The organism is Phenylobacterium sp. (genome assembly GCF_030679875.1).
Taxonomy (GTDB): Bacteria; Pseudomonadota; Alphaproteobacteria; order Caulobacterales; family Caulobacteraceae; genus Phenylobacterium.
Window position 1 is genome coordinate 136,202 of the sequence record NZ_JAUXSP010000002.1, and the last position, 23,614, is coordinate 159,815.

Below are 23,614 nucleotides of genomic sequence, written 5' to 3' on the forward strand. Positions count from 1 at the left end.
CCTATCCGAACAGGCCGTGCAGCCACCACTTGGTCGGGGCGCCCGCCTCATAGAGGCCTGATCGGAAGATCCAGAAGCGGCCGCCGTCCTGGTCCTCCACCCGGTAATAGTCGCGCACATGGGTGGTCGAGGCCGCCTCGATCGGCGCCTTCCACCACTCCTCGGCGATCCGTTCCGGCCCTTCGGCCAGGCGCACCCGGTGCAGCCGGCCCCGCCAGCGGAACTGCACCGGCGGGTCATCAGGCACCGGCGCCGTGGCTTCGATAGGCTCTGGCCGGCGGAACAGGCGGATGGGCCTGGGCCGCGCCGGGTCCCAGCGGGCCGGGGGTTCGGGGGAGAAGGGCGCGCGTCTGGCCACCGCCCGCTCGGGCACATGGCTCTCCACCGCCTGGCTGGTCCAGACCCGCTCAGGCCCCAGGCGGTTGGCCAGGCGGTCCACCAGGGGGGCGATCTCGACGCCTCCGCCCACCGCCGGCTCTGGGGTCAGCGCGCTTTGGCGAGGGTTCAGAGCCTCCACCTCGAAGGCCGCCAGCGTCACCTGCTCCACCCCAAAGCCGGGATCCACCTGCTCCAGCCGCGGCAGGAAGAGGCGGGTGATCCTGGCCGCCTCCCGGGCGCCGACGGCCAGGCCCACCTCCACGGTCTGGGGACGCCCGTCCACCCTGTGATAGGCGAGCTCGAAGCGGCGGGCGCCCTGGCCCTCGGCGGTCAGCCGGGCGCAGAGCCGTTCGACGATGTCGCCGCACACCCGGGCCATATCGTCGGGGCTGCTGATGGGCTCGGCCAGGGCGAGGCGATCGAACCAGGGGTTGGGCGGCCTGCGGAAGGCCAGGGCCTCGGGCGCCTCGCCCAGCGCCTGGTCCAGGCGGGTGATCAGCTCCAGGCCAAACCGCCTGGCGAGCTGGCTGCGGGGCAGGCGACGGACCTCTCCGATCCGGCGCAGGCCCAGGCGTTCGAGCTGGGCGCAGGCGGCCTGTGAAATCCGCAGGGCGCTGGGGGGCAGGTGATCCAGCACCTCTTCTTGCCGGCCCGGCGGGCAGAGGCTGGCCCCGTCCCCGTGGCGGGCCAGGGCCCAGGCTGCGCCGGGCGTATCGGCCACCCCGCAGACCATGGGCAGGCCGTTGCGGGCCAGGCGGCGGCGGAAGTCGGCGACCAGGGCGGCCTCGCCTCCCCACAGATGGGCGAGGCCCGTCATATCCAGGAACAGGCCGTCGGGGGGATCGGGCGCCACGGCCGGAGAAAAGCGCACGCACCAGTCGACCAGGGCCCGCAGGGCCTGGGCGTCGGCCTCCGGCTCGGCCTCGGCGGCCGCGAGATCGGGGACATAGGCCAGGGCGTCGGCGGCCTTCTGACCGGCGAACAGGCCAAGGCCTGCGGCCGCGCGGTCCACCGCCGCCAGCCGGCGGGTTCCGCCTCTTGTCTCCACCAGGGCCAGGGGGGCCTCAGGCGAGGCGACGGCGGGGGACGCCTTGCCCCCCGGCGGGGAAGGGGGCGGGGGAGCTTGCGGGGCGGGCGGGTTGCGCCGGCGCCAGTTGTCGATCGCCAAGGTCGGCGACCAGGCGCAGAGGATGCGCGTCATCCTGGATCTCCGTTTCGCAATAGGCGGCGGGACTTTCAAACAGCCAGGCGCCGGGGCGTCCGCCGCGACAGCGCTCCAGGGTGGCGCGCCAGCGGGGCGGCCCCAGGCCCGGTCGTCCCGCCGCGGGCTGGCTGGGGGCCGAGGCGATGGACCAGCGGGTGGCCGCCGCCGATCCCCCGGCGGTCCCCGAAGACCCGCCGCCAAAGGGCCGCCGGGCGATCAGGAAGCCCGTGGCCTGACCCTTTTCGCAGGCCAGCTGCAGGCGCCGTCCCGCCGTCAGGTCGCAGGCCTGGGCCTCCACGAACACCACGCCCACCCCTGAGGCCCCCAGGGCGTCCTCGGCCGCAGCCAGGGCCTGGGCCTCGTCCCTCGCCCAGACCTCGATCAGTCCGCCGGAGGGAAAGCCCAGCCCCGCCAGACCCGGCAGGTGCAGATCATCCCGCCGGGCGATCCATACCGCCGGCCCCTTCTTCAGCAGGGGCCGGGCCAGCAGGGCGGCGAAGGCGGCGGGCGCGGCGGCGGTCTCGGCCTCCATCCCTTCGCCCCCCACCTCATGCCAGCGGTGAAGGGGCAGGCCTCGGCCGCCGGGAAAGCAGCGGTCGATGCGCGGGTCGCCGAAGGGGAGGGACTCAGACTCCCCCCGTCCGCCCGTCTCCAGGGCGGCGATCTTCGCCCGCACGGCGTCCAGACGCCCGCTGCGAAAACCGGCCATGGCTCCTCATCCTTTTGTTCTATTTTTGTTCTAGTCCGGAGTCCGCCAGAGTCAATCAACCCAGAATGAGTCGTCGGGGCTGAGCCCCTCGCCGGCCCCGCGAATCAGATACCCCCAGGACTGCGGGTGCGTCGCCAGACCGCGAACCGGGGCCTGCGCCCCGCGTTGCCTCCTGAGTCAGGCGCCGCATCGCAAGGAAGGCCGCGCAATGTTGCGACGATTCATCGACTGGTGGCGGGGCCCAGCACCCCTCCCTCTGACGCCCGAGACCCCGACCCGGCAGGCCGGCGCGGTGCCCTATCGTGTGAGCGACAAGGGGGTGTCGGTCCTGCTGGTCACCTCACGGCGCACCGGGCGCTGGGTCTTTCCCAAGGGCGGTCTGATGAGCGGCCGCACCCCCTGGGAGTCCGCGGCCCAGGAGGCCCTGGAGGAGGCCGGCGTCGAGGGCGAGGTCGAGGATGTGGCGCTGGGCGCCTATCCTTCGGTCCGTATCCGCGGGGACCAGCGCGAAGCCATCGAGGTCAGCCTCTATCTCCTGCGGGTCACCCGCCAGCTCGACCGCTGGCCCGAGCGCGGTCAGAGGCGGCGGCGGTGGATGAGCCTGCCGGAGGCCGCCGCCCGCCTCGGGGATCCGGGTCTGGTCGACCTGCTGAACCGGACGGCTGATCGCCTGGAGACCCTGGCGGCGCCGGCCAAGCCCGGAAAGGCCCGCCGCAAGGTCAAAGCCGCATCAGGACGCTGAGCAGGCCATACATGCCGGCCGCCAGGACCCCTGCGGCCGGGACGGTGACCACCCAGGCCGCGGCGATGCTCCAGGCGTGCCGGCGGCGGACCAGGCGGCGCTTCTCAGTCTTCTCCCGCTGGCGTTCGGTGAGTTCTGAGGGCGGGGACGGCTGGAGGGATTCAGGCGGAACCCCATTAGGCCTGCGGCGCACCCCGCGGTTGGTCAGAATCTCCCGCAGCAGACCCACCCCGAAGATGCCGCCGATGGCGATGTGGGTCGAGGAGACCGGCAGGCCGAGCGTCGAGGCGCCAAGCACCGTGATGGCCGCGGCCTGGGCCACGCAATAGGCCCGGATGGCGTCCATCTTGGTGATCTTCTCCCCCACCGTGCGGATCAGGCGCGGGCCGAACAGGGCCAGGCCCAGCGAAATCCCCAGCGCTCCGATGGCCAGCACCCAGAGCGGCAGGGCGACGTCGCCCGCGATGGTGGCCGAGCCGGTCTGGGTCGCGCTGACGATGGCCGCCAGGGGGCCGACGGCGTTGGCCACGTCATTGGCCCCGTGGGCGAAGGACAGCAGCGCCGCGGCGCAGATCAGCGGCAGGACGAAGAGCCGGCTGACCTCCTTGCGCCGGTTGTCCATCAGGGCCGCGCGCCGCGCCACCCAGGGCCGCGCGGCCAGCCAGCCGGCCAGGGCCAGGACCGCGCCCAGGGTCAGGGTCGTCTGATGTGACGGCGTCCAGACCCGGCTGAGTCCTTTGGACAGCATGTAGAGGGTGAAAACCCCGCTCATCAGGCCGATCAGCAGGGGCACCCAGGTGCGGGCTGCGGCGATCCGGTCCTGACGGAACAGGATAGTGACCTTGATCAGGCCCAGCAGGCCTGCGGCCACCAGTCCGCCAAGCACCGGTGAAATCACCCAGCTGGCGGCGATGGCGCCCAGCGTCGGCCAGGCGACCACCCCGAAGCCCGCCGCCGCCACCCCGGAGCCCAGGACCGCCCCGACGATGGAGTGGGTGGTGGAGACCGGCGCCCCGATCACCGTGGCCAGGTTGATCCAGACCGCGGCGGCGAACAGGGCCGCGGTCATCACCAGGATGAAGTTCACCGTCCCAAGGTCTGCGGGCGGGGTGATGATCCCCTTGGAGACCGTAGAGACCACGTCGCCGCCGGCCAGGATGGCGCCGGCGGCCTCGCAGATTCCGGCGATGACCAGGGCCGCGGCCATGGGCAGGGCCTTGCTGCCGACGGCCGGCCCCATATTGTTGGCCACGTCATTGGCGCCGATATTCAGAGCCAGATAGCCGGCGACCACCGCGCCGATGATGGCGTAGATGGCCAAGGGACCGTCGCCGACCACCAAGGTGGCGAAGATCGTGACCGCCACCAGGAACAGGACCGACAGGCCCGGCAGGGCGATGGAGCGCGACAGCTCGTGGGTCGCGCTCTGCAGGCGGGTGACCTTACCGAGGTCCTTGTCGAGGGTGGTCTTGGCCAAGGGAGGCTTCCATGGAGACGATCATCCGTGGGCGGCGCATTAGCACAGACCGCCGCCCGAAACAGGGGCGCGACGCCTCATGTGCGGGTGTGATGAGGACATTTCGCTTGTCCACCTGATCATGCTTGGTCAAGTCTGACGCCATAGCTTGATGGGACATTGAGGCTCATGCGCCATATCCTGCTTACCGCCCTGGCGGCGATCCTGCTGGTTGGTCCGGCGGCAGCCCAGGAAACGCCGCTACAGCCAGGGGCCGCCGCTGAGGTGGCTGGCGTCGATGTCGATGGCGAGGTTGCGCCGGCGCCGCAGCCCGATCCGGTGATTTGCCGGCGGGTGGAGATCCCCGGCTCGCGGCTGTCGACCCAGAAGGTGTGCAAACCCAAGAGTGAGTGGGTCGCCCAGAGCCGTCGCCGCTCCGGTGGCGGCGAAATCAACCAGACCGACTGCGGCGGCGGTTCCGGCTGCGAAATCTACGCCCTGCCCTCCACCTGAGGGGGGGCGGCGGCTGGCCAGCCATCCCCCAAACTCCGTCACGGTCGGGCCTGACCCGACCATCCATGCACACCGGCTTTAGGGCCCTGAGTGCATGGACCCTCGGATCAAGTCCGAGGGTGACGGCAGAGAGGCGTCTGCTCAGAAGCGCAGGGTGCGGGCTTCCTTGACGTGGGGCAGGGCCTGGATGTTGGTCATCAGGGCCTCGCTGGGGACCTGGTCGACGCCGACCAGGGCGATGGCGTCGTCACCGGCCGAGACGCGGCCCAGGTTGAAGGTGGCGATGTTCACGCCCGCCTCGGCCAGCATGATGCCCAGCGCGCCGATGAAGCCCGGCTTATCCTCGTTGTTCACATAGAGCATGGTCGGGCCGAAGGGCGCGTCCAGGTCCATCCCCTTGACCTCCACCACCCGCGGCGTACCGGCCAGGACCGAGCCCGCGAAGGAGCGCTTGCCCTTCTCGGTGGTGACGGTGATGCGGATCAGGCTCTCATAGATGGGCGAGTCTTCCTGGTGGGATTCCGAGAGCGTGATGCCGCGCTCCTTGGCCACGGCCGGGGCCGAGACCATGTTGACCGCGTCGCCCAGCATGGGCCGCAGGACGCCGGCCAGGGCCGCGGCGGTCAGCGGCTTGGCGTTCAGCTTGGAGACCTCGCCCTCATAGGCGATGTCGATGGCCGCCACCCCATAGTCGACCATCTGGCCGGCGAAGACGCCGAGCTTGCCGGCCAGGGCGATGAAGGGCGCCAGGCGCGGGGCCTCTTCGGCGGTGACCGAGGGTGAGTTCAGCGCATTGGTGACCGCGCCGGTGAGCAGATAGTCGCTCATCTGTTCAGCCACCTGCAGGGCGACATTCTCCTGGGCCTCGTTGGTCGAGGCGCCCAGGTGCGGGGTGGCGATGAAGTTCTCGGCCCCGAACAGGACATTGGCCTTGGCCGGCTCCTCGACGAAGACGTCAAAGGCCGCGCCGCCGATGTGACCTTCGTCCAGCAGCTTGCGCAGGGCGGTTTCGTCCACCAGGCCGCCCCGGGCGCAGTTGATGATCTTCACGCCCTTCTTGGCCTTGGCCAGATTCTCGGCCGACAGGATGTTGCGGGTCTTGTCGGTCAGCGGGGTGTGCAGGGTGATGAAGTCGGCCCGGGCCAGCAGCTCGTCCAGTTCCACCTTCTCCACGCCCAGCTCGACGGCGCGTTCCGGCGACAGGAAGGGGTCGTAGGCCACCACCTTCATCTTCAGGCCGAGCGCCCGGTCGGCGACGATGGAGCCGATATTGCCCGCCCCGATCAGGCCCAGGGTCTTGGCGTAGACCTCCACGCCCATGAAGCGGTTCTTCTCCCACTTGCCGGCCTGGGTGGAGACGTCGGCCGCGGGCAGCTGGCGGGCCAGGGCGAACATCATGGCGATGGCGTGCTCGGCCGTGGTGATCGAGTTGCCGAACGGGGTGTTCATCACCACGATGCCGGCGGCGGTGGCCGCGGGGATGTCGACATTGTCGACCCCGATGCCAGCCCGGCCAATGACCTTCATGTTTTTCGCCGCAGCGATGACGTCCTTGTCGGCCTTGGTGGCCGAGCGGACGGCCAGACCGTCATAGTCGCCGATGATCTTCAGCAGCTCGTCCTTGGACAGGCCGGTCTTTACGTCGGCGTCGACGCCGCGCTGCTTGAAGATCTCGATGGCGGCGGGGCTCAGCTTGTCAGCGATGAGAACGCGGGGCATGGGCGTAGTCTTTCTCGTCTGCGCGCCTGCCGATCGCGGCGAGGCGGTGATGTTGGGTAAGGGGAGGCGCAGGGCGCGCGCCTCCCTAAAACACGTCGGTTGGGCTCAGGCGGCCTGAAGATCGGCGGCCAGGGACTCGAAGGCCCAGTCGAGCCAGGGGGTCAGGGCCTCCAGGTCGGAGGTCTCCACCGTGGCGCCGCACCAGATGCGTAGGCCCGGAGGGGCGTCGCGATAGCCCCCGATGTCCAGCGCCACGGCTTCCTTTTCCAGGACCGAGGCCAGCTTCTTGGCGAAGTCGGCCTGAGCCGCCTCATTGAGGGCCGTGACCCGGGGGTCGACCACCTTCAGGCAGACCGAGGTGTTGGAGCGCTGGGCGGGATCGGCGGCCAGAAACTCGACCCAAGGCGTCTTGGCGACCCAGCGGGCCAGCGCGTCCAGATTGGCGTCGGCCCGGCGCTGCATCTCAGCCAGGCCGCCGATGCGCTCGGCCCATTTCAGGGCGTCGATGGCGTCTTCCACGCAGAGCATGGAGGGCGTGTTGATGGTGGCGCCCTCGAAGATTTCGAGGTTCACCTTGCCGCCCTTGGTCATGCGGAACAGCTTGGGCATCGGCCAGGCCGGCGTATAGCTTTCCAGGCGGGCGACGGCGCGGGGCGACAGGATCAGGACGCCATGGGCGGCCTCGCCGCCGAGCGCCTTCTGCCAGGAGAAGGTGACCACATCGAGCTTGGCCCACGGCAGGGCTTGCGCAAACGCCGCGCTGGTGGCGTCGCAGATGGTGACGCCTTCGCGGTCATCAGCGATGAAGTCGCCATTGGGCACGCGGACGCCCGAGGTGGTGCCGTTCCAGGTGAAGACCAGGTCGGCGTCCTTGCGCACCCTGGTCAGGTCCGGCAGCTCGCCATAGGGGGCCGACAGCACTTCAGCCTCGATCTTCAGCTGCTTGGTCACGTCGGTGACCCAGTCCTTGCCGAAGCTCTCGAAAGCCAGCAGCTGCACCGGGCGGGCGCCCAGCATGGACCACATGGCCATTTCCACCGCGCCGGTGTCGGAGCCGGGGACAATGCCGATCAGGAAGTCGTCGGGGACCTGCAGCACCTGCCGGGTCCGGTCGATGGCGTCCTTCAGCCGCGCCTTGCCCAGCTTGGAGCGGTGCGAGCGTCCGAGGACGGCGTTGGTGAGATTTTCAGGGGCCCATCCGGGGCGCTTGGCGCACGGGCCGGACGAAAATTCGGGGCGAGCCGGCCGCATGGCGGGCTTGGTATGGTCAGTCACTGCGATGTCTCCCATCCTTGCAGATGAGCAGCGCCCCGTTGGGAGGGCGTGGCCCGCCGCGCACAAACGCCCATTTGCGGGTCAGGACAAGCGGTTTTTTGCTGAAATTCCTCTCAGACCGCCTGAGGAGGGGCCGAATTGACCCCGGCCTCGGCGCGTCGCCGCCGCCGGCTGGCGGCCAGGGTCCCGGCCGTCAGGCAGGCGAGAATGCCCAGGAAGTTCAAATTGTTGACGATCACATAAGGGGTGTCGTGGCTCCGCGCCGTCACGAAGTAGATGGCGTGCAGAGAAAATTGGGCGGCCTGAAGCAACATGACGCCGCCGATCCATACGCTCCCGTAGCGGATGGCGATGAGGAGAAACCCGACGGCGGCCACGCCCTCTGCAATCAGCCGCGCGATGAGGAACGCATTATCTGGCATGGCGAAATCGCCGATGGCGCTGGCCAGCGTGACCACGAAAACGACAATGGCGCCGCTCCGCTCGGGGCGTCCGCCACGGAGATAGGCGTAGGCGCTCACCACCAGAAGGAGCGCCCACAGCAAAATCCAGACAGCGATGTAGGTCGTTTCGGAAGACATCGTTGCGCCTCTAACCACGATTAGAGGCGCAACGAAGTTAAACTATTGCAATCAGCCGACGTCGCGCATCATCGGAGCGGCGCGAACGGGCTCCTGCGGCTTGTCGGGGCCGAACAGCTTGGTGCGGATGCCGAGGCGCAGCTTGGCCTCGTTCAGTTCGCTATGCACGCCGACCATGGCGGTGCGGGCTTCGCCCAGCGCCTTGATCGCCTCGACCAGCTTCGCGGCGGCGTCGTCGCCGAACACGGTGGAGACGCCCACGTCCTTACGGGCCTTAAGCATCTCGGTCATCAGCTCGGTGGCCTCAACCAGGGCCGCATCAACCGACTCTTCGGTCGAAAACAGCTTGTTGGCGACGCGTTGGGCTACAAACGCCTTTTCCATGGGGGCATCCCTCCTGGGGGTTAACGGAATGTTAACAAGCTAAACCAAAAGTTAACGCCGGTCTCCCCTTGCAACTGTGACAAGTTCACGCAGAGGTTGCGTTCGCCTGTGAGGCGAGCAGGCGGAAGCGAATGATTAGGACTATCCCGCTAAGACGGGCGTCCAACCCTTCCAGGAGCTCGCCCCGATCTTGGTCCAGGACCGACCCTCCGACCCTGCCGGCGCCCGGCACGAGGCGACCTTCCATGCGAAGATCGCCGGCGTGGCGCTGGTCACGACGGTGGTGGTTCTGCTGGCGGCCTGCGCCACCTTCATGCTCCAGCAATGGGCCGTGGCCCGGGAGCAGGCGCGCTCAAGCTACCAGGCCCTGGCGGTGGTCACCGCCGACCTCGCCGCCCCGGCTGTGGCCCGCGGCGACCTGGACGCCGCTGGTGCGGCCGTCGGCGCCCTCAGCCGCGATCCCCGAATTTCCAGCGTCCGCCTCACCGACGCCGCCGGCGGGGTGCTGGCCCAGTTCACCGGCCCAGGCGAGGCGCCCGCCTCAATCCTGGCGGTGTCTCACCGGCTGAGCTGGGAGGGCCAGCTGATCGGTGAACTCAGCGTTCAGGCCCGGCCGCCGGAGCTGATGGGGATGCTGCCGCAATTCGCCGCCCTGACGGGCGCGCTCTTTTTCGGTGGCGTCGGCGTCGCCCTGTTCCTGTCGAGAAGCTTGGCCGGTCAGGTGATCGCCCCGGTGCAGGGCCTGTCCGAAGCCATGCGCCAGGTGGCGGCCAGCGGTCGATTCACCCCGATCAGCCTGACCGCCCGGGACGATCTGTTCGGCAGTCTGGCGGTGAGTTTCAACCATCTGCTGGCCCGGCTGGACGCTCGCGAGCAGGACCTGAACAAGACCCTGGACGAGCTGGTGGAGGCCCGGGATGCGGCCAACGCCGCCAATGTGCTCAAGTCCCAGTTCCTGGCCAATATGAGCCATGAGATCCGCACGCCCCTGAATGGGGTCCTGGCCATGGCCGATGTGATGGCCATGGACCGCCTGCCGGCCGCCCAGCGGAGTCGGCTCGAGGTGATCCGACAGTCCGGCGGCCTGCTGCTCACCGTCATCAATGACGTGCTCGATATCTCCAAGATCGAGGCTGGCAAGCTGACCCTGGTCGAGGAGGACTTCGACCTGGAGACCGTGGCGGCCACCGCCCGGGCCAGTTACGGCGTCATGGCCGAGAGCCGGGGCCTGGCCTTTTCCGTGGAGATTGACGACAGCGCCCGGGGCCTGTGGCGGGGCGATCCCAACCGGATCCGACAGATCCTGGGCAATCTCCTGTCCAATGCGGTCAAGTTCACGCTCACCGGCTCGGTGTCGGCGCGCTTTCTCGCCGATCCCCTAGGCGGCCTGATCCTGACCGTTCACGACACCGGCGTCGGCGTGCCGGCGGGCAAGCTGCCGCAACTGTTCGAAAAGTTCACCCAGGCCGACTCAACCGCCACCCGGCGCTTCGGGGGGACGGGCCTTGGCCTGTCCATCTGCCGCGAGCTGACCCAGATGATGGGTGGCGAAATCCACGCCCGTAGTCGCGAGGGTGAGGGCTCGCTGTTTGAGGTGCGCCTGCCGCTCAGCCGGGGCCAGGCGCTCTCTTCGACGCCGCTTGACGCCGCAAAGGCCGCCGTCGAGGCGCCTGCCGATCTGGACGACACCCCAGGCGAGCGCGTCCTCGAAGAGGGCGAGGGCCGTCCCATGCGGATTCTCGCCGCCGAGGATAACCCCACCAACCAACAGGTGCTGGCGGCGGTGATGGGTTCCCTGGGCCTAGAGGTGGAGATCGTCGGCGATGGCGTGGCCGCCGTGGCCGCCTGGGCCGACGGCGCCTATGACATGATCCTGATGGATATACAGATGCCGCTGATGGACGGCATAGCCGCGGCCCGGGAGATCCGGGCCCAGGAGGCCCTGACCCAGCGGCCGCGTATCCCGATTGTCGCCCTGACCGCCAACGCGCTGTCCCACCAGGTCAGCGAATATCTTGCAGCGGGCATGGACGACCATGTAGCCAAGCCCATCGAGATCGCCAAACTCTATGAGACTATCTGTACGGTGATGGGCCGGGCTGAAGAGGCCGCCGCCCAAACCGCCGCCCAGGTCGCCTGATCGCCCGTCGGACGTGAACGGCGGACGTGAACGGCGGACAACCTGCCGCTCAGACAGCGGTCAGCGCCACCATGGCCTTCTCTCCTCAACGCCGCCGATCGCGGCTGACCTGCAACGAGGAGTTAGCCCATGAAATCCCTGCTGATCGCCCTGACCGCCGGCGCCGCCCTGACCGCCGGTCTCGCCAGCGCCGCCTCGGCCGCCCCCGGCGGCTACGGCCCCCCGAACCACGCTCCGGCCTATGGCGCGCCCCATCATGGCGGCCAGCAGTATGGCCCGGACCGCGGGCCTGTCCGGGCGCCGGCCTGGATCTCGATCAATCAGCGGCAGGCCGCCCTTGAGCGCCAGATCGAGTTCGGCCTGCGAAACGGCGCCCTGTCGCGTCGCGAGGGGTTCCAGCTCCGCGCGGAGTTCCGCAATCTTCAGCACCTGGAGGCCCGCTACCGCCAGGGCGGACTGACCCGTTGGGAGATGTCTGACCTCGACCGTCGAATGGACGGCCTGAGCAACCGGATCCGCTATGCGATGCGCGACGCCGACCGCCGCTACGGGCACGGCTATGGCCAAGGCCAAGGCCAAGGCTATGGCCAAGGGTACGGCCATGGCCCGCGCCGCTAAACGCCGCTGAACAAGGGTTCGGCGGGCCGGCGCGAGAGCGCCGGCCCGTTCCCTGTGGGCCTACAACCTTAGCCGGCTCTCGATGACGCTGACCGCATGGCCGCGCAGGATCACCCGGTCTCCGACAAGCTCGCAGTCCAGGTCGCCGCCCCGGCCCGGATAGGCCTGGTGAAAGTCGAGCCGCGGCCGGCCGAGCATCCCGGCGAAAATCGGACTCAGCATGCAGTGGAGGGAGCCTGTGGTGGGGTCCTCCGAAATTCCTGATCCCGGCGCGAAGAAGCGGCTGACCACCCGATAGTCGGCATCATTGTCGGCCAGGGCGCTGACCCCCACATTGCCCCGCCCCTGGGTCGCGGCGCTGGACACGGCCTTGAGGGCCGCCAGATCAGGATTCGTCGCGCGCACCGCGGCCTCGTCCTTCAGGATCGCCACCAGGAACGGCCCGGCCCAGACCGCCTGGGGTTCGACCCCCAAGGCCTCGGCGAGGCCGGGCGGGGTCTCCACGCGGTGGACGGGGGCGGCTGGAAAATCCATGGCGTAGGCGGCGCCCTCCCGCGTCACGTTCAGCGGGCCAGACTGAGTGTCGAAGGTCACAGCCGGCGTCGCAAGGCCGAGCTCTGCGAACAGCATATGGGCGCTGGCCAGGGTGGCGTGGCCACAGAGGGGCACTTCCATGGCCGGCGTGAACCAGCGCAGGCCAAAGCGGGAGTCGTCGTCCGTGCGCCGCAGAAAGGCGGTCTCGGCCTGGTTGTTCTCCGCCGCCAGGGCCTGCATCCATTCGTCCGCCGGCCAGGCGTCGAAGGGCTCGACCACACAGGCCGGATTGCCCCGGAAGGGAGACGAGGCGAAGGCGTCGATGGTCCACTGGCGCATGGAAGGGCTCGCAGGCTGGAATTGTCCCGCTCAGTTATGCCCTGTACGCCGCGTCAGCAAGGCAGGGCTTGCCCCCGTCTTCAGGTCTGTAGGGTGAGTTCAGGCCATCGCGCCTGGGCGGCGGCGGCGGTGCGGGCGAAGCCCTGGGTCTGGCGCAGCGGGTTGGGAACCAGCCGCAGGGCGAACAGGTCGGCGAGGCCAAAGGGGGCGAAGAGGCGCAAGGTCCCGTCCGGCTCCAGCCGCGCGCCCACGGCGAACATGGTGGTCGTGAACCGGCTCAGCGCCTCGGCGCTGGAGGTCAAGGGGGCGTAGGGCTCGCCGAACCGGTCTTCAAACCACAGATGCACCCGGGCCTGGTTGCGCACCTCCACCAGGGTGTCCAGGGGCGGGGGATAGGCCGCGGCCGCCCGACGGATGACGAGGTCCTCGGCCTCATAGCTCAGGTCGCCCGCGTCGAAATAGCCGAGGTCATAGTCCTTCAGGCCGTAGTCCGCGTCGCGCCCGGTCAGGTGATTGACCGCCTTCTGATAGATGGCCCCGGAGAAGATCATCCAGTCAGGCAAGGCGAGATCCCGGGCGGTCTCCATGACCCCCATCAGGCTCGGGGCGGCGCGGAGGATCTCCGCGAGACGCCCCTCAAGATCACCCTCGTCCGCGCTCATCGGCGAAGGGTCCAGCCATGGTCCAGGGGGCCATGCCCCTGGCCGAGGCCCGGGGCGCTGGCCATGGCTTCCTGCACATAGGCCCAGGCCTGGGCCACGGCGGTCGACAGGTCCAGTCCCTGGGCGAGACCCGTCGCGCAGGCCGAGGCGAGCGTGCAGCCGGTGCCATGGGTGTGGCGGGTGTCCTGCCGGTCGGTCTCGAAGACGGTCTCGCCGGCAGGCGTCATCAGCAGGTCCACCACGCGGTCGCCGCTCACATGGCCGCCCTTCATCAGCACCGCCCTGGCGCCGAGGCTCAACAGAGCCTCCCCGGCCCGGCGCTGGTCGTCGAAGTTTTCCACCGACAGTCCGGTGAGCGCGGCGGCTTCGGGGGCATTGGGGGTCAGGAGGGTGGCGCGGGGGATCATCAGGCTGCGGACCGCGGCGATGGCGTCCTGCGCCAGCAGGGCCGCCCCGCCCTTGGCGACCATCACCGGGTCAATGACCACGGGAATGGGGCGGGCCTCGTCGAGCAGGGCTGCGACCGTCTCGACCATGGCCACATCGCCCAGCATGCCGGTCTTGATGGCGTCGGCGCCGATGTCGCTCAGCACGGCCCGGGCCTGGGCCTGGACGATGTCGATGGGGATCGGGTGGACGCCGGTGACTCCCAGGGTGTTCTGCACCGTGACGGCGGTGATCGCCGTGGCGCCGTAACCGCCCAGGGCCAGGACGGTCTTGAGGTCGGCCTGGATGCCGGCGCCGCCGCCGGAATCTGAGCCCGCGATGATCAGGACCCGGCCGAGGGGAAGAGCTGAACTGGTCATGGCCGCTTCTTCCATATCCGCGGGCCGCTGACGAGGGGGCCGATGGGCTTGCCCACAGGCCGCCGCCGGGCGAGGCTCGACCCATGACACAGCTTGCCCAGACACAGCTTGCCCAGACACCGCTCGCTAGGATCGCCCTGATCACCGGGGCCGGCTCCGGGATCGGCCGGGCCTGCGCGGTGGCCCTGCACGGGGCCGGCTTCAAGCTCGCCCTCACGGGTCGGCGCCGTGAGGCGCTGGAGGCCACGGCCGCGGCCCTGCCGCCGGGCGATGTGCTGGTCCACCCCGCCGATGTCTCCGATGAGGATCAGGTGGCGGCGCTGTTCGCTGCGGTGCAGGCGAGGTTCGGCCGGCTGGACCTGTTGTTCAACAATGCCGGCACGGGCGCGCCGCCGGTTCCCCTGGAGGAGCTGTCCCTGAAGGCCTGGCGCCGCGTGGTGGATGTGAACCTCACCGGCGCGTTTCTCTGCACCCAGGGCGCCTTTCGCCTGATGAAGGCGCAGGATCCGCGCGGCGGGCGTATCATCAACAACGGCTCGATCTCGGCCCACGCGCCCCGGCCGCGATCGGCGGCCTATACCGCCACCAAGCATGCGATCACCGGCCTGACGAAGTCCGCCAGCCTGGATGGCCGGGCCTATGACATCGCCTGCGGCCAGATCGATATCGGCAACGCCGCCACCGAAATGACCGCGGCCATGGCAGGCGGCGTCCCCCAGGCCGACGGGACCCTGAAACCTGAACCGATGATGGATGTCGACGCCGTAGCCCAGGCGGTGGTCTTCATGGCGGGCCTGCCGCTGGAGGCCAATGTCCAGTTCATGACCGTCATGGCCACCCAGATGCCGTTCGTCGGCCGTGGCTAGGGGCTTAGGCTGAGCCCGCGGCCCGTATGGCTGACCAGACGTCCAGGGCCTGGGCGGTCTCGCCCACATCATGCACCCGGACGGCGGCGACGCCGGCCGCGGCGCCTGCCAGGGCCGCAGCGATAGAGCCCGGCGCGCGGGCGTCGGGCGCTTCGGCGGCCGGGTGGAGGGTGGCGATGAACCGCTTGCGGCTGGCCCCCAGCAGGACTGGGAACCCGAGGGCGCAGACGGCGTCCAGCCGCGCCAGCAGGGTCAGGTTGTGATCCAGGGTCTTGCCGAACCCGATCCCCGGATCGAGCCAGATCTTATCCCGCGCCACCCCTGCGGCCAGGGCGGCTTCCGCCCGCCCGACCAGGAAGGCGCAGACCTCGGCGGTCACGTCCTCATAGTGTGGGGCGGCCTGCATGGTGCGCGGCTCGCCCTGCATGTGCATCAGCACCATCTGGCAGCCCAGCTCGGCGGCTACGTCGGGGGCGTCCGGGGCATAGCGCAGGGCGGTGACATCGTTCCAGATGGTCGCGCCAGCGGCCATCGCCGCCCTGGCGACCTCAGGCTTCATGGTGTCCACCGAGAGCGGCGGGGCGCCGTCCCGCGCCAGGGCGGCGATGACGGGCGCGACCCGGGCGATCTCCGCCTGCGCCGACACCGGCGCCGCGCCAGGGCGGGTGGACTCGCCCCCCAGGTCGAGGATGTCGGCCCCTTGGGCGATCAGCCGTCGGCCCTGGGCCACGGCGGCGTCGAGCGCCAGATAGCGGCCGCCGTCTGAGAAGCTGTCAGGGGTCAGGTTGAGAATGCCCATGATGGCGGGCCGTTGCGGCGAGCGGGTCAGGGCGACGCTCCATTCCTCTTGCAGGCGCTCAGCGCTCAATCGGTTACCCCACAAGGGCTCCAGGCGCCAATCGCGAGGGCGCCCGGCATGAAATGCTGCGACTGCTCACATCGGGCGCCGGAAGTCTGTCACACCTTGGTCCTAGGATGACAGGAGGGATGGCCAACCGCGAACCTGGGATGCACGCCCGTGATTATCAACCCGATACGCCATCTGCGGCGCCGCAAGCGTCTGCAGGCTGAGGCGGAAGAAGAGGCGGCTTATCTGCGCCGTCGCTTTGGGGGGGAGGCCCACGGGGCCGCCCTGGAGAAACTCCAGCGCTCGGACCTGACCAGCTGGGGCCGGCAGGTGGTGGCCGAGGCGGCGCGGCGCCTGGAACCGAGCTGAGAGCTCCGCCCCAGGCGCGCGTCGTTCTTAGGCTCAGGCCGGTTCCGGACCCGGGCGCGGCGAGATCGGCACCGCCACCGTGGGGCCGAGGCTCCGGTGGCTCTCGGGCTCTTCCCGCTTGGGCATGACGCCTTTGATCACATTGATGATCTCGTCGCCGGAGAGGGTTTCGTACTCCAGCAGAGCCTGGGCGATCTTGTGCAGCTCATCGAGCCGCTCGGTCAGAATCCGGCGCGCCTCGTCGAAGGCGTTCTGGACCAGGACCTTGACCTCCTGGTCGATCAGCCGGGCGGTCTCCTCCGAGACGCTCTGGGTGCGCGACACAGAATGCCCAAGGAAGACCTCGTCCTGGTTCTCGCCATAGGAGACCACGCCGAGCTTGTCGGAGAAGCCCCACTTGGTGACCATGGCGCGGGCCAGGCGGGTGGCCTGATCGATATCGGACGAGGCGCCCGAGGTGATCTTGTCCTTGCCGAAGATCAGCTCCTCGGCCATACGGCCGCCCATCAGGATGGTCAGGCGCGAGGTCATCTGTTCGTAGGACATCGACAGCTGGTCCCGTTCGGGCAGCTGCATGACCATGCCGAGCGCGCGGCCCCGGGGGATAATCGTGGCCTTGTGCACAGGATCGGTGGCCGGGACATTGAGGGCCAGCAGGGCGTGGCCGCCTTCGTGATAGGCGGTCAGGCGCTTCTCATCGTCGGTCATGGCCATGGATTTGCGCTCAGCGCCCATCATGACCCGGTCCTTGGCGTCTTCGAAGTCACGCTGGGTGACCATGCGGCGGTTCTTGCGCGCCGCCATCAGGGCCGCCTCGTTGACCAGATTGGCCAGGTCCGCGCCGGAGAAGCCAGGCGTCCCGCGGGCGATGGTCTTGACCTCCACATCGGCGGCCAGGGGCACATTCTTCATGTGGACCCGCAGGATGCGCTCACGGCCATTGATGTCGGGATTGGGCACCACGACCTGGCGGTCAAAACGGCCGGGCCGCAGCAGGGCCGGGTCCAGCACGTCGGGACGGTTGGTCGAGGCGATGACGATGATGGCGTCAGTGGGATCAAAGCCGTCCATCTCCACCAGCAGCTGGTTCAGCGTCTGCTCGCGCTCATCATTGCCGCCGCCCAGGCCCGCGCCACGGTGGCGGCCGACGGCGTCGATCTCGTCAATGAAGATGATGCAAGGCGCGTTCTTCTTGGCCTGCTCGAACATGTCGCGGACCCGGCTGGCGCCGACGCCGACGAACATCTCCACGAAGTCGGAGCCCGAGATGTAGAAGAAGGGCACGCCGGCCTCACCGGCCACGGCGCGGCCGAGCAGGGTCTTACCGGTGCCCGGCGGGCCGACCATCAGGGCGCCCTTGGGGATCTTGCCGCCCAGGCGCTGGAACTTCTGCGGGTCCTTCAGGAAGTCGACAATCTCGGTCAGCTCTTCCTTGGCCTCATCCACGCCGGCCACATCATCAAAGGTGACGCGGTTCTTGTTCTCGGTCAGCATCTTGGCCTTGGACTTGCCAAAGCCCATGGCGCCGCGGGCCCCGCCCTGCATCTGGCGCATGAAGAAGATCCACACCCCGATCAGCAGCAGGATCGGCAGGCTCTGCAGGATGAAGCCCACCAGGGTGAAGCCCCCGGCCGGCTTGACGGAGATGTCGGCGTTCTGGGCCTCCAGGCGCTTGACCAGCTCTTCCTGGTTGTTGGGCGTGACCGCGGTGAAGGCCTCGCCCTCGGCATTGCGGACCTCGACGGCCGAGCCGCGGATGACGGCTGAGGCGACCTGTCCGGAATCGATCCGGGTGAGCAGCTGCGAGTAGGTGATCTCGCGGGAATCGGCCGCCTGGCCCCCGCCGCTCATCATGCTGTAGAGGCCGATCAGGACGACGACGATGACGCCCCAGATCGCCATATTGCGCATGTTCATGGTGCTATTGATCCGTCTCGGGAAAACTCGGGTTCAGAGCCTAAGATAGGATGGCCTGAGCGGTTTCACCAGCAAGGCGCGGGCCAGAGTGACCGGAGGTCGCGGTCAACACGCAGATTCTTTGGGCCGGAAACGAGAAAGGCCGCGCAGACGGGCTGCGCGGCCTGACGATTCTCTTGAAGACGCGCGTCCCGCCGAAGCGAGGACGCTGGCCTTTCCTAGCGGGCGCGCGGCTTGGGGGCCGCGATCAGACCTTCGCGCTGGGCGCGCTTGCGGGCCAGCTTGCGGGCGCGGCGCACGGCCTCGGCCTTCTGGCGGGCGCGCTTTTCCGAGGGCTTCTCGTAATGCACGTGGCGCTTCATCTCGCGGAACGAGCCTTCGCGCTGCATTTTTTTCTTCAGGGCCTTGAGGGCCTGGTCGACATTGTTGTCGCGGACGAAAATCTGAACCAGGGGACTCTCTCCTACCTACCTGCCGTTGCGCCACCCGGCGCACATGGCGGTGGCGGTGAAACAAAAATACGAAATAGCCCCGAGAGCGACCGCTCCGGAGCCGAGGGCGGCGAAATAGCAGAAGGCTTGGCCCATGTCCACGCAAGACGGCGGCTTTCGGCGGGGTTAGACTGGATGAATGTCAGACGCCGCCTCATCTCCCCACCCCGATCCCGACGCCTGGGCCCGCGATATTGAGGACCAGGTGCTCTCCCTGGCCCTGCCCCATGTGGCGCAACTGGGCTGGAGCCCCCTGCTGGTGGCCCGCGCCGGGGCCGAGGCGGGCCTCTCCCAGGGCGAGATCGAGCTCCTCTTCCCCAACGGCGCCGCCGATCTGGCGGCTCTGCTCTGCCGCCGCCATGACCACGAGACCCTGGCGATCCTCGCCAAGACCGATCCCCAGGCCCTGAAGATCCGCGAGCGCATCCGCCTGGCGGTGGAGACCCGGCTGGACGCCGCAGGCCAGGACGAGGCGGTCGCCCGTCGCTGGAGCGGTTTTCTCGCCCTGCCGCAGAACCTGGCCCTGGCCAGCCGCCTCCTCTGGGACAGCGCCGACCAGCTCTGGCGGTGGGCCGGCGACACCGCCACCGACGAGAACCATTATTCCAAGCGGGCCATCCTCTCGGGCATCCTGTCGGCGGCCCTGGCCATCCGCCTGGCTTCGGGCCGTGGCGCGTCCATGACCTTCGTCGACGCCCGCATCGCCAATGTGATGAGCTTCGAAAAATGGAAGGCCACCACCAAGCTCCGCCCCTCCGAGGCCTTGAAAGGCCTCGCCCAGACCCTGGGCCGGATGCGCTACGGCTGAGCCGCCTGCGCCAGCAGGGCCGCGAAGGACGTGGCGGTCGCGCGGACCCTAAAGCGCAGACAGCCGGTTGATGTGGCCCATCTTGCGGCCGGGCTTGGCCTCGCGCTTGCCGTAGAGGTGCAGGCGGGTCTCGGGCTCGCTGGCCAGCTTGGCCCAAGCCTCGGCCTCGTCCCCCAGCAGGTTGATCATCTCCACATGGGCCCGGGCCTCGGTGGGGCCGAGCGGCCAGCCGGCGACGGCGCGGATGTGCTGCTCGAACTGGCAGACCTCGCAGCCGTCCTGGGTCCAGTGGCCGGTGTTGTGAACCCGGGGGGCGATCTCATTGGCCAGCAGGCGGCCGTCGGCGAGCTCGAACAGCTCGATGCCGATCACCCCCACATAGTCCAGGCGGGTCAGAATCTGGGCGGCGATGCGCTCGGCCTGGTCGGCGAGCTCGGGGCTGGCCGGCGCGGGCGCCACGGTGCGGCGCAGGATGCCGCCCTCGTGGTGGTTCTCGCCCAGGGGATAGATGGCCAGCTCGCCGTCACGGCCACGGGCGGCGATCACCGAAAGTTCACGCACGAAGTCTGCGGGCGCCTCCAGGATGCAGGGGACCCCGCCCAGGGCTTCGAAGACGGCGGCGGCCTCGGCCACATGCTCGACCCACTTCTGGCCCTTGCCGTCATAGCCTTCCCGGCGGGTCTTCATCAGGGCCGGGACTCCGAGCCGGGCGGCGGCCTCGGCGGCGTCCTGCGCGTTGTCGACCTGGGCGAAGGCCACGGTCTTGACCCCGGCGGCGTTCAGGAAGGCCTTTTCAGCCACCCGGTCCTGGGCCACGGCCAGGGTTTCGTCATTCGGCGCCACCGGCGCGCCGATGGCCTTCAGCCGCTCCACGGCGGCGGCGGGCACATTCTCGAACTCATAGGTGATGACGTCGCAAAGGTCGGCGAGCCTGGCCAGCCCGTCGGGGTCATCGAAGGCGGCGATCACGGTCTCCCGGGCCACCCGGCTGGCCGGGGCGTCCAGCTCCGGCGTCAGGATCACCACGTCGAAGCCGAGGCGGGCGGCGGCCAGGGCCAGCATCCGGCCCAACTGTCCGCCGCCGAGAATGCCGATGGTCGCGCCCGGCGCGAGGGGAAAGCCCGTCTCCATCAGTCTTCCACCGTTTCGGCCACAGACTCGGCCAGCCCCTGGGCGAAGGCGGTCAGACGGGCGGCGAGATCAGAATCTCCCAGGGCCAGGATGCGGGCCGCCAGGATGCCGGCGTTCTTGGCGCCCGCCTCACCGATGGCCAGGGTGGCCACAGGGATTCCGCCGGGCATCTGGACGATGGACAGCAGGCTGTCCATGCCCTTCAGCGCCTTGGACTCCACCGGCACGCCGAGCACCGGCAGTTCGGTCATGGACGCGGCCATGCCCGGCAGGTGGGCCGCCCCGCCAGCCCCGGCGATGATCACCTTGTAGCCGGCCGCCCTGGCGGTGGTGGCGAACTCATATAGCCGCTGAGGCGTGCGGTGGGCCGAGACCACCTTGGCCTCCCAGGCCACGCCCAGGGCGTCGAGCTGGTCTGCGGCGCACCGCATGGTCGGCCAGTCGGAGCGGCTGCCCATGATGATGGCGACGGGCGGGCGACCGCCTGGGCTGGCGGGGTTGGAACTGGCCATCGGACGGCCCCCTTGATGGGAAAGGCGCGGAGTATAGGCGCCGCCTTTGCGCCGGCAACCGATCACCGGTAGGTTTCTTATGGTTAAGGCTGGATGTGATTCCCTCCCCATGAAGATCACGGGCGCGCGCACCGAACCCTTTGCGGCCATCCGCAAGCGGGCCCTGGCCCAGGCCGGCGCCCAGAGCTCTGCGGCTCGGGCCCTGCCGACGGACAAGGCCGGCTTCCTCGGCGTGTCCGAAACCGAGATGACGCCGGCGGTCCGTGGCGCCCTGCAGACCCTGCTGAGCGAGATTGACGACCTGCGTGGGGAAGTGGCGCGGCTAAAGGCCAAGCTGATCGAGGTCGAGGGCCTGGCCGACCGGGACGCCCTGACCCCGGTGCTCAACCGCCGGGCCTTCATGCGCGAGCTGGCCCGGGTGCAGACCTTTTCCCGGCGCTACGCCTCCCCCGCCAGCCTGGTCTATTTCGACCTCGACGACTTCAAGAGCGTCAATGATCGGTTTGGCCATGCGGCCGGCGACGCGGTGCTGAAGGCTGTGGCCGAGCGGCTGACGGGCCTCGTGCGCGACAGCGATATCGTCGGACGCATGGGCGGGGACGAGTTCGCCGTGGTGCTGGTCCAGGCCACCGCCCTGACCGCCCAGGCCAAGGCTGAGGCCCTGGCCAGAACCCTGGAGCAGGCCCCTATCCAATTCGGAGACTGGTCGGCGCCCCTGCACCTGTCCTATGGGGTCTGCGAGATCCCCCATGACGGTGAACCCGAGGCCATCGTCGCCCAGGCTGACGCAGCCATGTTCATCCGCAAGCGCGAGCGCCACGCCGGCTGATGGCCTTTGTCCGCACCTATGAGGAAGAGGCGCCCCAGCGGGTCAACCGCTGGCTGGCCCAGAGCGGCGTCTGTTCCCGTCGGGAGGCCGAGGCCCTGATCGCCGCCGGCCAGGTCTCCATCGATGGCGAGACCATCTCTGATCCTGGCCGCAAGATCGAGCAGGGCCAGACGCTCACCCTGGACGACGGCGCCCAGGCGAGGCTCGAGGGCCAGATGACGGTGATCATCAACAAGCCCGTGGGCTATGTCTCGGCCCAGCCGGACCCCGGCCAGATCCCGGCGGCCCGCCTGCTCACCCGCCAGGCCCTGTGGGGGGAGCCGGTGGAGATTCCCGCGGCCGATCGCAGCCTGGCGCCGGTGGGTCGCCTCGATCTGGACAGCCGTGGCCTGCTGATCCTGTCGGAGGACGGCGTGGTGACCAAGGCGGTCATCGGACCAGACTCCCTGATGGAGAAGGAATATCTGGTCCGGGTGCGCGGCGACATCTCAGAGCCGGTCCTGGCCCGCCTGCGCCACGGGCTCGAACTGGACGGCCGCCAGTTGAAGCCCGCCAAGGTGACCCTGGCCGGCGACCAGCGCCTGCGCTTCATCCTGACCGAGGGGCGCAACCGCCAGATCCGCCGGATGTGCGACCTGGTGGGGCTCGCGATCATCGATCTCTACCGGCTGCGGGTCGGCCCCCTCAAGGTCGGCGACCTGCCCGAAGGTCGCTGGCGGCCGATCACGGCGCGGGAACGGGAAGCCCTGATCACCCCCGGTTTCAGCCCCAAACCCGCGCGGCGCCGCTGAGGCCTATGCCATGGCCCGGGCCAGGGCCGCGCGGCTGTCGCGGGCGGCGATCTGGCTGACCTTCGCCTCGGGCGCCCACTGGAAGCCATGGAAGGCGCCTGGATAGACGTGCAGCTCTACCGGCACGCCAGCCCGCAACAGCCGCTGGGCGAAGGCCAGGTCCTCCTCCAGGAACAGGTCGAGCGCCCCGGTGGCGATATAGGTGGGCGGCAGGCCTGAGACGTCCTGCGCCCGGGCTGCGGCCGCATAGGGGGAGACCCCGTCCGCGCCGGGCTCATGGCCGAGCAGGGAGCGCCAGCCGAAGGCGTTGGCCTGCGGCGTCCACACAAAGGCGCCCGCATAGGGGTGCGGATCGGCAGTCGCGCAGGTGCGATCATCGATCATCGGATAGATCAGGTGCTGGAAGGCCAGGTGATATTCCCCCCGGTCCCGGGCCAAGAGGGCCAGGCCCGCGGCCAGGCCGCCTCCCGCGCTCTCCCCCATCAGCCCGATGCGACCTGGATCAACCCCGAGCGCCTTGGCGTTGGCGAACACCCACGCCAGGGCGGCATAACAGTCCTCCACAGGACCCGGAAAAGGCGTTTCCGGCGCCAGGCGGTACTCTACCGAGACGATGCAGCAGGCGAGATCGGCGGCCAGCGGGCGATGGACCGCCTCATTGTCGGCGGCCGCTCCGGCGACATAGCCGCCCCCGTGAATATGCAGGATGCAGGGCAGGTCGCCCTTGGCGTCTGCCGGCCGATAGACCAGCACCCCGACCTCGGGTGCGCCATCTGGCCCTGGAATGGTCCGCCGTTCCAGACTGGTGCGAGCCTGGTCTTCGGGCCGCGTCTGGAAGCGGGCTGGGCGGCCGCGCATCAGGGGCAAGATTTCCTCGGTCAGATCAAAGGCCGGAAAGCTGTCCAGCAAGGCCAGGAGTTCTGGATCCACCAGCTTTCGGTTTGAGGCTCTGTCCATGTCTTGTCCCCTGGTGACTTTCCAAAAGCTTGGCAG

25 protein-coding genes are annotated in these 23,614 nt (G+C 69.3%); 9 read left to right on the forward strand and 16 right to left on the reverse strand.

The features are described from left to right. Window position 1 precedes the first annotated feature (1 nt). Entirely contained in the window at window positions 2-1,426 is a 1,425-nt protein-coding gene (locus Q8K84_RS01070; protein ID WP_370867812.1) for a DNA polymerase Y family protein, read from the reverse strand. A gap of 16 nt (window positions 1,427-1,442) precedes the next feature. After that, window positions 1,443-2,291: an ImuA family protein gene (locus Q8K84_RS01075; RefSeq protein ID WP_305279732.1), complete on the reverse strand. Its 849-nt coding sequence runs from the start codon at window positions 2,289-2,291 to the stop codon at window positions 1,443-1,445. Window positions 2,292-2,499: 208 nt separating this feature from the next. Here Q8K84_RS01075 and Q8K84_RS01080 point away from each other — a divergent pair, with 208 nt between their 5' ends. Beyond that, the gene (locus Q8K84_RS01080) at window positions 2,500-3,033 is read left to right on the forward strand and encodes an NUDIX hydrolase (RefSeq protein ID WP_305279735.1); all 534 of its coding nucleotides are present in this window, start codon (window positions 2,500-2,502) and stop codon (window positions 3,031-3,033) included. On the opposite strand, the gene Q8K84_RS01085 is transcribed toward Q8K84_RS01080, so the two are convergent. Further along, a complete protein-coding gene (locus tag Q8K84_RS01085) occupies window positions 3,011-4,510 on the reverse strand; it encodes an inorganic phosphate transporter (RefSeq protein WP_305279737.1) in 1,500 nt (499 codons plus the stop codon). The two genes, Q8K84_RS01080 and Q8K84_RS01085, sit on opposite strands and share 23 nt — an antisense overlap. Before the next feature lie 168 nt (window positions 4,511-4,678). On the opposite strand from Q8K84_RS01085, the gene Q8K84_RS01090 reads away from it, so the two are divergent. Further along, complete coding sequence (locus tag Q8K84_RS01090; RefSeq protein ID WP_305279739.1) at window positions 4,679-5,002, forward strand: hypothetical protein; 324 nt, start codon at window positions 4,679-4,681, stop codon at window positions 5,000-5,002. A gap of 141 nt (window positions 5,003-5,143) precedes the next feature. On the opposite strand, the gene serA is transcribed toward Q8K84_RS01090, so the two are convergent. The 4 genes from serA to Q8K84_RS01110 form a co-directional block, all read right to left on the reverse strand. Beyond that, a complete protein-coding gene (serA, locus tag Q8K84_RS01095; protein ID WP_305279741.1) occupies window positions 5,144-6,721 on the reverse strand; it encodes a phosphoglycerate dehydrogenase in 1,578 nt (525 codons plus the stop codon). A gap of 105 nt (window positions 6,722-6,826) precedes the next feature. Continuing rightward, the gene (locus Q8K84_RS01100) at window positions 6,827-8,011 is read right to left on the reverse strand and encodes a phosphoserine transaminase (protein WP_305279743.1); all 1,185 of its coding nucleotides are present in this window, start codon (window positions 8,009-8,011) and stop codon (window positions 6,827-6,829) included. Between the two features lie 98 nt (window positions 8,012-8,109). Further along, a complete protein-coding gene (locus tag Q8K84_RS01105) occupies window positions 8,110-8,577 on the reverse strand; it encodes a hypothetical protein (protein ID WP_305279745.1) in 468 nt (155 codons plus the stop codon). Window positions 8,578-8,628: 51 nt separating this feature from the next. Then, the gene (locus tag Q8K84_RS01110) at window positions 8,629-8,961 is read right to left on the reverse strand and encodes a hypothetical protein (protein WP_305279747.1); all 333 of its coding nucleotides are present in this window, start codon (window positions 8,959-8,961) and stop codon (window positions 8,629-8,631) included. A gap of 190 nt (window positions 8,962-9,151) precedes the next feature. Between Q8K84_RS01110 and Q8K84_RS01115 the strand changes: the two genes are divergently transcribed. Together Q8K84_RS01115 and Q8K84_RS01120 are read left to right on the forward strand one after the other, a co-directional pair. After that, window positions 9,152-11,101, forward strand: a complete 1,950-nt coding sequence (locus tag Q8K84_RS01115) for an ATP-binding protein (RefSeq protein ID WP_305279749.1) — start codon at window positions 9,152-9,154, stop codon at window positions 11,099-11,101. Between the two features lie 129 nt (window positions 11,102-11,230). Next, window positions 11,231-11,719, forward strand: coding sequence for a hypothetical protein (locus tag Q8K84_RS01120; protein WP_305279751.1), 489 nt, complete (start codon window positions 11,231-11,233; stop codon window positions 11,717-11,719). A gap of 60 nt (window positions 11,720-11,779) precedes the next feature. Here the strand turns inward: Q8K84_RS01120 and Q8K84_RS01125 are convergent, their stop codons facing one another. The 3 genes from Q8K84_RS01125 to thiD all read right to left on the reverse strand — a co-directional run bounded on the left by Q8K84_RS01125 (window position 11,780) and on the right by thiD (window position 14,060). After that, complete coding sequence (locus Q8K84_RS01125) at window positions 11,780-12,592, reverse strand: PhzF family phenazine biosynthesis protein (RefSeq protein ID WP_305279753.1); 813 nt, start codon at window positions 12,590-12,592, stop codon at window positions 11,780-11,782. 80 nt (window positions 12,593-12,672) lie between these two features. After that, window positions 12,673-13,254, reverse strand: coding sequence for a nucleotidyltransferase family protein (locus tag Q8K84_RS01130; protein WP_305279755.1), 582 nt, complete (start codon window positions 13,252-13,254; stop codon window positions 12,673-12,675). Next, window positions 13,251-14,060, reverse strand: coding sequence for a bifunctional hydroxymethylpyrimidine kinase/phosphomethylpyrimidine kinase (gene thiD / locus Q8K84_RS01135; RefSeq protein ID WP_305279757.1), 810 nt, complete (start codon window positions 14,058-14,060; stop codon window positions 13,251-13,253). Before thiD ends, Q8K84_RS01130 begins: the two co-directional genes overlap by 4 nt. Window positions 14,061-14,143: 83 nt before the next feature. Between thiD and Q8K84_RS01140 the strand changes: the two genes are divergently transcribed. Next, window positions 14,144-14,926, forward strand: a complete 783-nt coding sequence (locus Q8K84_RS01140; protein WP_305279759.1) for an SDR family oxidoreductase — start codon at window positions 14,144-14,146, stop codon at window positions 14,924-14,926. Window positions 14,927-14,930: 4 nt separating this feature from the next. On the opposite strand, the gene folP is transcribed toward Q8K84_RS01140, so the two are convergent. Then, complete coding sequence (gene folP / locus Q8K84_RS01145; protein ID WP_305280031.1) at window positions 14,931-15,725, reverse strand: dihydropteroate synthase; 795 nt, start codon at window positions 15,723-15,725, stop codon at window positions 14,931-14,933. Between the two features lie 219 nt (window positions 15,726-15,944). Between folP and Q8K84_RS01150 the strand changes: the two genes are divergently transcribed. Then, window positions 15,945-16,142, forward strand: a complete 198-nt coding sequence (locus tag Q8K84_RS01150; protein ID WP_305279762.1) for a hypothetical protein — start codon at window positions 15,945-15,947, stop codon at window positions 16,140-16,142. 33 nt (window positions 16,143-16,175) lie between these two features. On the opposite strand, the gene ftsH is transcribed toward Q8K84_RS01150, so the two are convergent. Next, window positions 16,176-18,059 carry an ATP-dependent zinc metalloprotease FtsH gene (gene ftsH, locus Q8K84_RS01155; RefSeq protein WP_305279764.1) on the reverse strand — a complete coding sequence of 628 codons (1,884 nt, stop codon included), beginning with the start codon at window positions 18,057-18,059 and terminating at the stop codon, window positions 16,176-16,178. Between the two features lie 218 nt (window positions 18,060-18,277). Continuing rightward, entirely contained in the window at window positions 18,278-18,511 is a 234-nt protein-coding gene (gene rpsU / locus Q8K84_RS01160) for a 30S ribosomal protein S21 (protein ID WP_300574753.1), read from the reverse strand. A gap of 178 nt (window positions 18,512-18,689) precedes the next feature. On the opposite strand from rpsU, the gene Q8K84_RS01165 reads away from it, so the two are divergent. Then, window positions 18,690-19,358 (forward strand): COQ9 family protein, encoded by a 669-nt coding sequence (locus Q8K84_RS01165; RefSeq protein ID WP_305279765.1) that lies wholly within the window; start codon window positions 18,690-18,692, stop codon window positions 19,356-19,358. Between the two features lie 48 nt (window positions 19,359-19,406). Here the strand turns inward: Q8K84_RS01165 and Q8K84_RS01170 are convergent, their stop codons facing one another. Both Q8K84_RS01170 and purE read right to left on the reverse strand, forming a co-directional pair. Beyond that, complete coding sequence (locus Q8K84_RS01170; RefSeq protein WP_305279767.1) at window positions 19,407-20,489, reverse strand: 5-(carboxyamino)imidazole ribonucleotide synthase; 1,083 nt, start codon at window positions 20,487-20,489, stop codon at window positions 19,407-19,409. Further along, entirely contained in the window at window positions 20,489-21,001 is a 513-nt protein-coding gene (gene purE, locus Q8K84_RS01175; RefSeq protein ID WP_305279768.1) for a 5-(carboxyamino)imidazole ribonucleotide mutase, read from the reverse strand. Before purE ends, Q8K84_RS01170 begins: the two co-directional genes overlap by 1 nt. A gap of 109 nt (window positions 21,002-21,110) precedes the next feature. Here purE and Q8K84_RS01180 point away from each other — a divergent pair, with 109 nt between their 5' ends. Further along, the gene (locus Q8K84_RS01180) at window positions 21,111-21,830 is read left to right on the forward strand and encodes a GGDEF domain-containing protein (protein ID WP_305279770.1); all 720 of its coding nucleotides are present in this window, start codon (window positions 21,111-21,113) and stop codon (window positions 21,828-21,830) included. Continuing rightward, on the forward strand, window positions 21,830-22,621 hold the full coding sequence (locus tag Q8K84_RS01185; protein ID WP_305279772.1) for a pseudouridine synthase: 792 nt from the start codon (window positions 21,830-21,832) through the stop codon (window positions 22,619-22,621). The genes Q8K84_RS01180 and Q8K84_RS01185 overlap by 1 nt, the downstream gene beginning before the upstream one ends. Before the next feature lie 3 nt (window positions 22,622-22,624). Here Q8K84_RS01185 and Q8K84_RS01190 read toward each other — a convergent pair whose 3' ends face one another. Then, complete coding sequence (locus Q8K84_RS01190) at window positions 22,625-23,578, reverse strand: alpha/beta hydrolase (RefSeq protein WP_305279774.1); 954 nt, start codon at window positions 23,576-23,578, stop codon at window positions 22,625-22,627. Window positions 23,579-23,614: the final 36 nt, after the last annotated feature.

Coding starts and splice junctions, on each gene's coding strand:
- Q8K84_RS01075 (WP_305279732.1), bottom strand. CDS start 2,291: ATGGCCGGTTTTCGCAGCGGGCGTCTGGACGCCGTGCGGGCGAAGATC.
- Q8K84_RS01080 (WP_305279735.1), top strand. CDS start 2,500: ATGTTGCGACGATTCATCGACTGGTGGCGGGGCCCAGCACCCCTCCCT.
- Q8K84_RS01090 (WP_305279739.1), top strand. CDS start 4,679: ATGCGCCATATCCTGCTTACCGCCCTGGCGGCGATCCTGCTGGTTGGT.
- serA (WP_305279741.1), bottom strand. CDS start 6,721: ATGCCCCGCGTTCTCATCGCTGACAAGCTGAGCCCCGCCGCCATCGAG.
- Q8K84_RS01100 (WP_305279743.1), bottom strand. CDS start 8,011: ATGGGAGACATCGCAGTGACTGACCATACCAAGCCCGCCATGCGGCCG.
- Q8K84_RS01105 (WP_305279745.1), bottom strand. CDS start 8,577: ATGTCTTCCGAAACGACCTACATCGCTGTCTGGATTTTGCTGTGGGCG.
- Q8K84_RS01110 (WP_305279747.1), bottom strand. CDS start 8,961: ATGGAAAAGGCGTTTGTAGCCCAACGCGTCGCCAACAAGCTGTTTTCG.
- Q8K84_RS01120 (WP_305279751.1), top strand. CDS start 11,231: ATGAAATCCCTGCTGATCGCCCTGACCGCCGGCGCCGCCCTGACCGCC.
- Q8K84_RS01125 (WP_305279753.1), bottom strand. CDS start 12,592: ATGCGCCAGTGGACCATCGACGCCTTCGCCTCGTCTCCCTTCCGGGGC.
- Q8K84_RS01130 (WP_305279755.1), bottom strand. CDS start 13,254: ATGAGCGCGGACGAGGGTGATCTTGAGGGGCGTCTCGCGGAGATCCTC.
- thiD (WP_305279757.1), bottom strand. CDS start 14,060: ATGACCAGTTCAGCTCTTCCCCTCGGCCGGGTCCTGATCATCGCGGGC.
- Q8K84_RS01140 (WP_305279759.1), top strand. CDS start 14,144: ATGACACAGCTTGCCCAGACACAGCTTGCCCAGACACCGCTCGCTAGG.
- folP (WP_305280031.1), bottom strand. CDS start 15,725: ATGGGCATTCTCAACCTGACCCCTGACAGCTTCTCAGACGGCGGCCGC.
- ftsH (WP_305279764.1), bottom strand. CDS start 18,059: ATGAACATGCGCAATATGGCGATCTGGGGCGTCATCGTCGTCGTCCTG.
- Q8K84_RS01165 (WP_305279765.1), top strand. CDS start 18,690: ATGTCAGACGCCGCCTCATCTCCCCACCCCGATCCCGACGCCTGGGCC.
- Q8K84_RS01170 (WP_305279767.1), bottom strand. CDS start 20,489: ATGGAGACGGGCTTTCCCCTCGCGCCGGGCGCGACCATCGGCATTCTC.
- purE (WP_305279768.1), bottom strand. CDS start 21,001: ATGGCCAGTTCCAACCCCGCCAGCCCAGGCGGTCGCCCGCCCGTCGCC.
- Q8K84_RS01180 (WP_305279770.1), top strand. CDS start 21,111: ATGAAGATCACGGGCGCGCGCACCGAACCCTTTGCGGCCATCCGCAAG.
- Q8K84_RS01185 (WP_305279772.1), top strand. CDS start 21,830: ATGGCCTTTGTCCGCACCTATGAGGAAGAGGCGCCCCAGCGGGTCAAC.
- Q8K84_RS01190 (WP_305279774.1), bottom strand. CDS start 23,578: ATGGACAGAGCCTCAAACCGAAAGCTGGTGGATCCAGAACTCCTGGCC.